Raw genomic sequence first — 9714 nt, 5'->3', positions numbered from 1 at the left:
TCCGGGATGCGGAGCCGGCGCGGCTGCTGGGCCGGGCCGCGGCCGAGCGGCTGGCCGAACGGCTGCCGGGCGAGAGCGTCGAGGAGGCCATCGCCGAGACCCTGTCGGGCGACCTGCGGCTGAACGGGGACCTGCTGAACTGGGCCGATCCGGCCGCGACCGACGTCATCGACCTGGCCGAGCAGAGGCGCGGCCTGTCGGCGGCGCTGGCGGTCTATTACCTGCACGCCTGCCGGACCTGCGGCGTCGGCGCGGCGGGCGTCGACTTCCCCGGCCACGTCCTGTTGCGCGTCGACACGCCGGATGGTCCGGTGGCGGTGGACCCCTTCAGCCAAGGGCGGCTGGTGCTGCCGTCGGAGCTGTCTCGCCGGGCGCTGCGCGCAGGCCTGACGCCGATGGCGGCGGACCGGATGGACCTGCTGATGGCGCCGATCACCGACCGGCGCTTGCTGATCCGACTGCAGAACCTGGTCTTCGTCCGCGCCCAGCGGGCCGGCGACAACGATTCCGCCGAGCGCGCCGCGCTGCGCTGCGCCCTGCTGGACCCCACGGACCACCGCCCCTGGCTGGACGTGGCCGCCGCGCGTGAACAGCAGGGTGCGCTGGCCGGCGCGCTCCAGGCGCTGGAGATGGCCCATGCACTGGACGGCACCGCCGCGGCCCGCGCCGAACAGGCCAAGAAGCGCGTCCTGTTGCGCCTGAACTGAGGCGGAGCCACATACGGCCATGCTTAGAACCGCCGTTCAGATGGACCCGCTGGCCCCGATCAACATCGAGGCCGACACCACCTTCATGATGCTGCTGGAGGCCCAGGCGCGGGGGCACCGCCTCTGGTGGCACCAGCCGCAGAACCTGGCGCTGGAGGACGGCGAACTGTTCGTGCGGGCCTGGCCGCTGACGGTCCGGCCGGTGCGCGGCGATCACTACGAACTGGGCCAGCCCGAGACCCTGAAGGTCGCCGACGCCCTCGACGTGGTCCTGATGCGCCAGGACCCGCCGTTCGACATGGCCTATGTGACGGCGACCTACCTGCTGGAGACGGTGCATCCCCGGGTGCTGGTCGTGAACGATCCGTCCGAAGTGCGGAACGCGCCGGAGAAGCTGTTCGCCACCCATTTCCAGGGCCTGCAGCCGCCGACGATCATCTCCGGCGACGTGGACGTCCTGGCCGACTTCCACCTTCGCCACGGCGACGTGGTGCTCAAGCCCCTGCATGGGGCGGCCGGGGCGGGGGTCATGCGGCTGACCAAGGAGGACCGGAACCTCGCGGCGCTCGTCGAGACCTTCGCGGCGATAAACCGCGACCCGCTGGTCATGCAGGCCTTCATCCCGGCCGTGTCCGAGGGCGACAAGCGCATCATCCTTGTCGACGGCGAGGTGGCCGGGGCCATCAACCGCGTGCCGCCCAAGGGCGAGACCCGCTCGAACCTGCGCGTCGGCGGCGTCGCCGAGCCGGTCGAACTGACCGCGCGGGACCGCGAGATCTGTGACATCCTGGGCCCGGAGCTGAAGCGGCGCGGCCTGATCTTCGTCGGCATCGACGTGATCGGCGGCTATCTGACCGAGATCAACGTGACCTCGCCCACCGGCGCCCAGCAGCTCAAGCGCTTCGGCGGCGCAGACGCCGCCGCCCTGTTGTGGGACGTGATCGAGGCGAAGCGGGCCTAGTGCCGCGAGCGGTCCTCGCGTGAGCGCGACGTCGGCTGGAAGCTGGAAGCCTCGCGGGGGCGACGGTCCTCAAGGACCTGGACTGCGGTCCTGTAGACCTGGGTGCTTTCCAGCGTGCGGCCTTCGCGGTCCGTGAAACTGGAGCCGGCGAGCTGGTCGACCAGGTCTTCCAGCGCTTCGAGCGTCGTGACGGGCGCGGACATAGGGCCTCCCTCGGCTGTCTTCCCAGGGAAGCTAACCGGTGAATCCTGATTTGGTTCGATCCGGCCTGTGGAGGGCCGGCCGCGACGGCCTCAGGAGGCCGGCGCCGCCGTCTGTCCCGCGGCCGCGCCCGGACGTGGCTGATCGGCCTCGCGCAGGCGGCGATAGGTGGCCAGCGCCTGACCCACCACCTGGTCCATGTTGTAGTACCGGTAGGTCGCCAGACGGCCCACGAAGGTCACGTCCCGCTGCTGCAGGGCGAGCGCCTCGTACTGCTTGAACAGGGCGTGGTTCTCCGCGCGCGGGATCGGATAGTAGGGATCGCCCTCCGCGCTCGGATACTCGTAGGTGATCGAGGTGCGCGGGTTGGTCTGGCCGGTCAGGTGCTTGTACTCGGTGATCCGGGTGTAGGGCACGTCCTCCTCCGGATAGTTCACCGTGGCGACCGGCTGGAACCACTCCTGGTCCAGGGTCTGGTGGTCGAACTTCAGGCTGCGGTAGGGCAGCTCGCCGAAGCGGTGGCCGAAGTACTCGTCGATCGGGCCGCAGAAGATGGTGTGGCCGGGCTCGACCTCCGCCTCGACCTCGGTGTGGTCGACGCCTAGCTCGATCTCGATGTTCGGATGGTCGAGCATGTTCTCGAACATCCGAGTGTAGCCGTGCAGCGGCATGGCCTGGAACCGGTCGGTGAAATAGCGGTCGTCCAGGTTGGTCCGCGTCGGCACGCGCGAGGTCACCGACTTGTCGAGTTCGGACGGGTCCATGCCCCACTGCTTGCGGGTGTAGCCGCGGAAGAAGCGCTCGTAGAGCTCGCGCCCGATGGCGTTGACGACCACGTCCTCGGAGGTGCGGATCTTCTCCACCGGCTCGGCGCGCGAGGCGAGGAAGGCCTCGGCCTCGGCGTCGGTCTCGAGCTTCAGGCCGTAGAGCATGTTCAGCGTCGTGCGGTTGATCGGCATCGGCACGTGCAGGCCGCGCGTCGAGGCCAGCACCCGGTGCTCGTAGGGCCGCCAGGCGGTGAAGCGCGACAGATAAGCGAACACCTCCTGGGAGTTGGTGTGGAAGATGTGCGGCCCGTACTTGTGGATCAGCACGCCGGCCTGGTCGTGGTGGTCGTAGGCGTTGCCGCCGATGTGCGGGCGCTGGTCGATGACCAGGACCCGCTTGCCGGCGTCCGAGGCGAGGCGTTCGGCCAGCACCGACCCCGCGAAGCCGGCGCCCACGATCAGATAGTCGGGCCGGCGCTTGGGCTTGGAGGCCACGATGGCCGGGCCGGCGACGCGCAGCGGCGTCCCGCCGGGACGGCGCGCGGCCGCCTCGTCGATCAGGGTCGCCATGCGCGCGAAGGTGCGGTCCCAGGACAGCTCCGACAGGATCTTGTCGACCTCCGGACGCCAGGCCTGAGGGTTGTTCGAGAGCTCGAGCGCCGTCTCGCACGCGGCGATGAAGGCTTCGGGGGTATCAGCGATGCGCACGCCTTCGAGGTCGCCATAGTGGCGGACCACGTCGGTGATCGGGGTCGAGACCACCGGCCGGCCGCCCGCCAGATATTCCGGCGTCTTGGTCGGGCTGATGAACTTGGTCGCGTCGTTGATGGCGAAGGGCATCAGCGCCACGTCCCAGCCCGCCAGGTAGGACGGCAGCTGGGCGTAGGACTTCGAGCCCAGGTAGTGGACGTTGTTGCGCTTGGGCAGGTCTTCGAGATCGACCTTCACCACCGGCCCGACCATGACGATGGACCAGTTCGGCCGCGCGTCGGCCAGGGCGGCGATCAGTTCCAGATCGAGCCGCTCGTCGATGACGCCGTAGTAGCCGAGCCGCGGCTGGATCAGGCCGGCCTGGTCGATGGCGGCGTCGCGGTCCAGCTCGCGCGCCTGGGCGAAGTGGGCGCGGTCGACGCTGGACGGGAAGGGGTGGACGTTGTCGTGCTGGAGGCGCTTGGCCTCCCACAGGCTGTAGCCGCCGGTGAAGACGACGTCGGCCTTCTCGAACAGCTCCTGCTCGCGCGTCACCAGTTCTGGCGGGGCGAAGCGGAAGTGCGACAGCTCGTCCATGCAGTCATAGACGACGACCGAGGACTCCAGATGCCGCGAGAAGCCGAGCATCATTGGCGTGTAGTACCAGACGATCGGGCGGCTGATCTCCCGCTCCTCGACCAGTTCGTCGAGCAGGGCCTTGGCGGCGATGTCGGTGGCTTCGGGATCCAGGCCCGGCGGCAGCAGCGGCGTGGCCACGACCACGCCGGACTTGTCGCAGACGTTGCGGCGCAGCGCCGGCGCCGTGCGGCCCTGCTCGACGATAGGCTCCTCGAAGAAGATCACCGGCCGGTGCGCGGCGAAGCGCGTCATCAGGTGCTGCGGACGCTGGAAGACGAAGTCCCAGCGCAGGTGCGAAAAACAGATCAGGGTCGCCGGACTGTCGGCGCCCCGGGCGCCGGTGAACCCGTTTCCGGGCGCGAACGAACGATCTTCCGACGATAGACCGGGCATAGAAGACTCCACCTGCAAGAGGGTTGCACTGCACAAACCTTTGAGATGAGCGTCGGTTCCTCTGTCGACAATCAGACCGATGTCATGGACCAAAAAGAGCTTTTTCGGCCTCTCAATCGGTTTTTGACGGATCGGCGCTATGCGGCGGCGAGGGCCTCGACGGCCGCCAGCCCGCACGCTCCGCTGGCGGCGAGTTCTGGGGCGGTCAGGGGCGTGATTCCGCCGAGCGCATAGACCGGCAGGCCCGCGTCGCGCACGAGCTCGACGAACCGGGCCGCGCCCAGCGGCGCGCCCGCCGACGGGCTGCGGCTCTCGAACACCGGCGACAGCAGTGCGGCGTCCGCCCCCGCCGCGACCGCGCCCTGCAGCGCCCTCGCCGAGTGGGCGGCGCCGGTGATCAGCCAATCGGGATGATCCAGCCGCAGCGAGGCCGTGCGTGCGAGATCGCGCTCGGGCAGGTGGACCCCGTCCGCCGCCAGCGCCGTGGCCAGCTCCGCATCCGCCCCCACGAGGAGGACAAGCCCGCGCCGCCGCGTCGTCTCCGCCAGCCTGCGGCCGACCTCCAGCGCGTACGGCCGCCTGAAGGCCCGGAAGACGACCCCCGCGCCCTCCGGCAGGCGCTCGGCGATCCGCCACGGCTCAGGCGTACGCTCCGGGTCGGTCAGGAACAGCAACGGCGGCAGGTCGCGTCCGACCGGGTTGGCGCGGGCGTGCGACTGGCTTAGGGCCAAGGCCGTCGACAGGAGCGCGTTCGATGTCCAGTCCAAGTCACAGTCCGCAGGAGGCCCTGGCGGCTGTCCGCCACAGGATCGCGCGCGCCGCCCGGGCCGCGGGCCGCGCGCCCGAGGATGTGACCCTGATCGCGGTGAGCAAGCAACAGCCCTGGGAGCGAGTGGAGGCCATCCTTGAGGCCGGCCAGCGGGTCTTCGGCGAGAACCGGGTGCAGGAGGCGCAGGCGCGCTGGGCCGACCGGGGCGCCCAATGGCCCTATCTCCAGTTGCGCTTGATCGGCCCGCTGCAATCGAACAAGGCGGCCGATGCCGTGGCCCTGTTCGACGTGATCGAGACGCTGGATCGCGACAGCCTCGCCGAGGCCCTCGTCCGGGCGATCGCCAAGGCCGGGCGCGCGCCCGAACTGTTCGTCCAGGTCAACACCGGCGAGGAGCCGCAGAAGGCCGGCGTCCTGCCCGCCGAGGCCGACGCCTTCCTCGAACGGGTCCGCAAGACGCACGGCCTGAACGTTTCGGGCCTGATGTGCATTCCTCCGGCGGACGAGGAGCCGGCCATGCATTTCGCCCTGCTCAGAAAGATCGCCCGCCGCAACGGGATCGAGCGTCTGTCGATGGGCATGAGCGGCGACTACGAGACCGCGGTCCGCTTCGGCGCCACCCATGTGCGCGTCGGCTCGGCCCTGTTCGGGGCACGGGAGGGATTTGCGGCCAGCGCCGCATCGGGCCAATAAGGGCCATGGCCCAGGCGACTTCGATTCTGATCGTCGACGACGACAACGACCTGCGCGAGGCGCTGGCCGAGCAGTTGGCGCTGAACGGCGAGTTTTCGGTCGACCAGGCCGCCACGGGGCTCGACGGCGTCAAGAAGGGCTCCGAAGGCCGCGCCGAGCTGATCCTGCTCGACATCGACCTGCCCGACATCAACGGCCGCGAGGTCTGCAAGCGCCTGCGTGAGGCCGGCGTGCGCGCGCCCATCGTCATGCTGACCGCCCAGGACAGCGAGGCCGACACCATCCAGGGCCTCGATTCCGGCGCGACCGACTATGTCACCAAGCCGTTCCGCTTCGCGGTCCTGCTGGCCCGCATCCGCGCCCATTTGCGCAGCGTCGAGCAGTCCGAGGACGCCGTCTTCCGCATTGGCCCCTATCAGTTCCGTCCGGCCCAGAAGGCCCTGTTCGACGACACGGGCAAGCGCATCCGTCTGACCGACAAGGAGACCTCGATCCTGAAGTACCTCCTGCGCGCCCGCTCCGAGGCGGTCAGCCGCGAGGAACTGCTCACCGAGGTCTGGGGCTACAACGCCGGCGTCACCACGCACACGCTCGAAACGCACATCTACCGCCTCCGCCAGAAGATCGAGCCTGGCAAGGGGCAGGCGCGTCTGCTCATCACCGAGGGCGGCGGCTACCGGCTGCAGGCCTGAGCGGCCTCAGCGCCGCCTGAAGATCGCGACCTCGAAACGCTGAATAGCCCCCCAGGGCGTCCGGTGGTCGAAGCGCTCATCCCATAGCGGTTCGAAATCATCACCGAGGAACGCCGCCAGTCCGGCGGCGTCGTAGCGGCGCACCGGCAGGCCGCTGCACGTCTCCGGGCCGTCCGGCGCGAAGGTGGCGATGATCGCATGGCCGCCCGCTCTGAGCCCTGCTTCGAGCGCGCGCCGATATCCGGTTCGCTCCGGCTCGGATTGCAGGAAATGGAGCACGGCCCGGTCGTGCCAGACGCCGTAGACTCGCTCGGGCCGCCAGGTCGAGACATCGGCCACGATGCCGTGCAGCGCCGGGCGTGCCGCGACCTGGCGGCGGACGGCCGTGTCCGAAATGTCCAGCAGGGTGACGTCCTCGAATCCCAGGTCGAGAAGCGCGCCGCCCAGCCCGGACAGGCCGCCCCCCACGTCGATGACGGGCTCCGCCGGCGCGGCGCCGACCCTGGCGATCCAGCCGAGGGAGCGGTCGGGTGAGGCCTCGAACCAGCTGACGGCGTCCGCCGCCCTGGTTTCATAGACAGTGTTCCAGTGGACGGACCGGGTCGGCGTCCGGCTCACTCGTCGTCCAGCTCGCCCTCAGGATCCCCCGAGGCCATGTATCGGCGGAATCGGTCCAGGCCCTCGGTCATCACCATGTCGACCAGCGGAGCGGCCTGAGCCGTGGCCGCCGTGCCGCCGTTGACCTCGAAGGTCTGGACGATCTCCAGGCCTTCGCCCTGGCCGCGCGAGCGGATCTCCCAGGTCAGCACTGCGTTGACCGCCTGAGCCTGAAGCGGGCCTAGCGGGGCTTCGGCCCTCAGAATCCCGCGCTCCGGCCAGGCCAGGATGATGCGGCCGTGCTCGATCTGTCCGCCCGGCCAGATTTCGCACCAGCAGCCTCCCGCCTCCGGCGTGATGGAAATGTTCGAGGCGTCGCCGGAATAGGTGTGGCTGTCGCTCCACCAGTCGCCGATGCCGACCAGCTCGGACCACACGAGTTCGCGATCGCCGGTTCCGATCTGGACCCGGCTTTCCAGCTTGAAGCCGTCGGCCCGCGTCTCGACGACCTCGGCGGAGGCCGCCGTCGCGGCGAAGGTCAGCGAAAGGCCACACAGGATGCTAGCGAGCTTCATCGGTTCCTCCCCGGACAGCGCTCGGAACGATGACCCCAAACGGGGGCCGGGCTCAAGCCGCTTCGAAGGTGACCGGGCCGCCCCAGAACTGGGAGACGAGATCGGATTGCCGTCCCGGCTGGCCGGTGGTCAGGAAGCGACGCTTGCCGGACGACCCGACGTCATATTCGGGGTGCCGCTTGAAATACCGATCCAACGCATCGGCCGTGGCGGTCGGCTGATGGATCAGGGGCGTGCCGGCGGGCAGCGCCTCCTCGAACAATCCCGAGATGATCTCGTAGTGGGTGCAGCCGAGTAGCGCCTTGTCGGGATGCCGGCCGATCCGGCGGCGGAGCGCATCCACGTGGTCCGCGACCACCACCCGAAGCTCCTCGGCCGGGGCGCCAAGTTCGATCAGGCCGGCGAGGCCAGGGCAGGGCTCGCTGAAGGCGGCCAGGTCCTCGCGCCGCTTTTCGATCTCGATCTCGAATACCCGGCTCATGGCCGTGGCGGCGGTGCAGAAGACGCCGAGGATCTCCAGCGCCTGGATCTTGTCGTCCGAGGCGTTGATCAGGTGTTCCCAGGGACGCCCGGTCGCGGCCTCGATCGTCGGCACGATGATGCCCAGAATGTTCACCCGTCGGCCCAGTCTGGCCTGATAGTCGGGGAGCCAGGTCTGCTGCAGGCGGCGGAGCGCGATGGCCGAGGCCGTGTTGCAGGCCAGGACAACCAGGTTGGCGCCCGCCTCGAACAGCCGCTCGCAGCCGGCGCGGGTCAGATCGACGATCTCCTCACCGCCGCGCCCGCCGTAAGGGGCATTGGCCTGATCGGCCAGATAGACGAAGTCCGCGCTCGGAAACCGGTCCACCAGCCGTCGGTGGACGGTCAGGCCGCCCACGCCGGAATCGAATACGCCTATCGCCATGGGAGCGGCTTCTAGCGGTGTTTCGACGCCTGAGGAATGCGCAGTTGCCCGTGCACTCCCATGCGTCGCCGGAACGCGCTAAGCCACCGCCATGAACCTGAACGAATCCGCGCCCGGCATCCTGCCTTGCCAGGCCATCGAAACCCTCATCGCCGGCGGCGCCATCTCGGCCGCCACACCCTTCGAGCCCATCCAGATCCAGCCCGCGAGCCTGGACCTGCGCCTGGGGACGCGCGCCTGGCGGGTGCGGGCGTCCTTCCTGCCCGGCCACCGCACCGTGGCCGAGCGGCTGGCCGACGTGATCATGCATCCGATCGAGCTGACTGAGGCCGGCGTCGTGCTCGAGAAGGGCTGCGTCTACATCGCCGAACTGCAGGAGCGGCTGGCCCTGCCGCCGGGTGTCCAGGCCCGCGCCAATCCCAAGAGCTCGACCGGCCGGGTGGACGTCTTCGTCCGTCTGCTGACGGACCGCAGCCGCGCCTTCGACGACGTGGCGGACGGCTATGACGGCCCGCTCTACATGGAGATCACGCCGCAGACCTTCTCAGTGCTGGTGCGGCCGGGGACGCGCCTCAACCAGCTGCGGCTCAAGGTCGGCGATCCGCCCAAGCTGGAGGTGCGCGACGTCGGCGTCGACCTGACCGGCGAGATCGCGGGCTTCCGCGGCCGGCGCCACGCCGGCGTGGTCGACCTCGACAAGGTCGACGGCCACGATCCCCGCGACTTCTGGGAGCCGCTCATGCCGCGCGGCGGCGAGCTGCTGCTGGATCCGGGCGAATTCTACATCCTGGTTTCCAAACAGCCGACCGAGATCCCGGTCGACCAGGCCGCCGAGATGCTGCCGATCGACCCATCCGTGGGCGAGTTCCGCGTCCACTACGCCGGCTTCTTCGATCCTGGCTTCGGTGTGGACGAGGCGCACGGCAAGGGGTCTCGCTCCGTCCTGGAGGTGCGCAGCCACGAGGCGCCCTTCCTGCTGGAGGACGGCCAGACGGTCGCGCGGTTGGTCTATGAGCCGATGACCGAGCGGCCCGCGCGCCTCTACGGCGAGGGCGGCTCGCACTACCAGCGCCAGGGGCTCAAGCTTTCCAAGCATTTCCGGGCCTGGCCGGATCGCGGCTGACGA

The 9714-nt window shown here is 69.6% G+C and carries 11 protein-coding genes; 5 read left to right on the top strand and 6 right to left on the bottom strand.

Features of this window, described 5'->3' with window-relative positions; genetic code table 11:
- Both Q0M60_RS09650 and gshB read left to right on the top strand, forming a co-directional pair.
- Nucleotides 1-707, top strand: a 707-nt coding sequence (locus Q0M60_RS09650) for a transglutaminase family protein (protein ID WP_296818694.1), incomplete at its 5' end; no start/stop codon positions are given.
- Nucleotides 708-726: 19 nt separating this feature from the next.
- Entirely contained in the window at nucleotides 727-1668 is a 942-nt protein-coding gene (gshB, locus tag Q0M60_RS09645) for a glutathione synthase (RefSeq protein WP_296818692.1), read from the top strand.
- Here the strand turns inward: gshB and Q0M60_RS09640 are convergent.
- From Q0M60_RS09640 to Q0M60_RS09630, 3 genes are all read right to left on the bottom strand, one after another.
- The gene (locus Q0M60_RS09640; RefSeq protein WP_296818690.1) at nucleotides 1665-1871 is read right to left on the bottom strand and encodes a hypothetical protein; all 207 of its coding nucleotides are present in this window, start codon (nucleotides 1869-1871) and stop codon (nucleotides 1665-1667) included. The genes gshB and Q0M60_RS09640 overlap by 4 nt on opposite strands.
- A gap of 90 nt (nucleotides 1872-1961) precedes the next feature.
- The gene (glf, locus tag Q0M60_RS09635; protein ID WP_296818688.1) at nucleotides 1962-4358 is read right to left on the bottom strand and encodes a UDP-galactopyranose mutase; all 2397 of its coding nucleotides are present in this window, start codon (nucleotides 4356-4358) and stop codon (nucleotides 1962-1964) included.
- 137 nt (nucleotides 4359-4495) lie between these two features.
- Nucleotides 4496-5125, bottom strand: a complete 630-nt coding sequence (locus Q0M60_RS09630; protein ID WP_296818686.1) for a thiamine phosphate synthase — start codon at nucleotides 5123-5125, stop codon at nucleotides 4496-4498.
- Here Q0M60_RS09630 and Q0M60_RS09625 point away from each other — a divergent pair.
- Nucleotides 5113-5820, top strand: coding sequence for a YggS family pyridoxal phosphate-dependent enzyme (locus Q0M60_RS09625; RefSeq protein ID WP_296818683.1), 708 nt, complete (start codon nucleotides 5113-5115; stop codon nucleotides 5818-5820). The two genes, Q0M60_RS09630 and Q0M60_RS09625, sit on opposite strands and share 13 nt — an antisense overlap.
- A gap of 5 nt (nucleotides 5821-5825) precedes the next feature.
- Nucleotides 5826-6512, top strand: a complete 687-nt coding sequence (locus tag Q0M60_RS09620; protein WP_296818682.1) for a response regulator transcription factor — start codon at nucleotides 5826-5828, stop codon at nucleotides 6510-6512.
- A 6-nt stretch (nucleotides 6513-6518) separates the two neighbouring features.
- On the opposite strand, the gene Q0M60_RS09615 is transcribed toward Q0M60_RS09620, so the two are convergent.
- From Q0M60_RS09615 to Q0M60_RS09605, 3 genes are read right to left on the bottom strand one after another with little or no spacing between them, the layout of a single operon-like run.
- Nucleotides 6519-7130, bottom strand: coding sequence for an SAM-dependent methyltransferase (locus tag Q0M60_RS09615; protein ID WP_296818679.1), 612 nt, complete (start codon nucleotides 7128-7130; stop codon nucleotides 6519-6521).
- Nucleotides 7127-7684, bottom strand: a complete 558-nt coding sequence (locus Q0M60_RS09610) for a hypothetical protein (RefSeq protein ID WP_296818677.1) — start codon at nucleotides 7682-7684, stop codon at nucleotides 7127-7129. Before Q0M60_RS09610 ends, Q0M60_RS09615 begins: the two co-directional genes overlap by 4 nt.
- Before the next feature lie 52 nt (nucleotides 7685-7736).
- On the bottom strand, nucleotides 7737-8588 hold the full coding sequence (locus Q0M60_RS09605) for an aspartate/glutamate racemase family protein (protein WP_296818675.1): 852 nt from the start codon (nucleotides 8586-8588) through the stop codon (nucleotides 7737-7739).
- Between the two features lie 91 nt (nucleotides 8589-8679).
- On the opposite strand from Q0M60_RS09605, the gene Q0M60_RS09600 reads away from it, so the two are divergent.
- Entirely contained in the window at nucleotides 8680-9711 is a 1032-nt protein-coding gene (locus tag Q0M60_RS09600) for a 2'-deoxycytidine 5'-triphosphate deaminase (protein ID WP_296818674.1), read from the top strand.
- Nucleotides 9712-9714 lie beyond the last annotated feature (3 nt).

Origin of the sequence: Brevundimonas sp. (assembly GCF_024711105.1) — a bacterium.
Lineage (GTDB): Bacteria > Pseudomonadota > Alphaproteobacteria > Caulobacterales > Caulobacteraceae > Brevundimonas.
The sequence above is the reverse complement of the archived record's forward strand: the minus strand, read 5'-3'. Positions and strand labels throughout refer to the sequence as shown.

Bases quoted from the DNA above. Each gene is read 5' to 3' on its own strand.
- Q0M60_RS09610 (WP_296818677.1), bottom strand. From the start codon at position 7,684: ATGAAGCTCGCTAGCATCCTGTGTGGCCTTTCGCTGACCTTCGCCGCG.
- Q0M60_RS09600 (WP_296818674.1), top strand. From the start codon at position 8,680: ATGAACCTGAACGAATCCGCGCCCGGCATCCTGCCTTGCCAGGCCATC.
- glf (WP_296818688.1), bottom strand. From the start codon at position 4,358: ATGCCCGGTCTATCGTCGGAAGATCGTTCGTTCGCGCCCGGAAACGGG.
- Q0M60_RS09625 (WP_296818683.1), top strand. From the start codon at position 5,113: ATGTCCAGTCCAAGTCACAGTCCGCAGGAGGCCCTGGCGGCTGTCCGC.
- Q0M60_RS09605 (WP_296818675.1), bottom strand. From the start codon at position 8,588: ATGGCGATAGGCGTATTCGATTCCGGCGTGGGCGGCCTGACCGTCCAC.
- Q0M60_RS09620 (WP_296818682.1), top strand. From the start codon at position 5,826: ATGGCCCAGGCGACTTCGATTCTGATCGTCGACGACGACAACGACCTG.
- Q0M60_RS09640 (WP_296818690.1), bottom strand. From the start codon at position 1,871: ATGTCCGCGCCCGTCACGACGCTCGAAGCGCTGGAAGACCTGGTCGAC.
- gshB (WP_296818692.1), top strand. From the start codon at position 727: ATGCTTAGAACCGCCGTTCAGATGGACCCGCTGGCCCCGATCAACATC.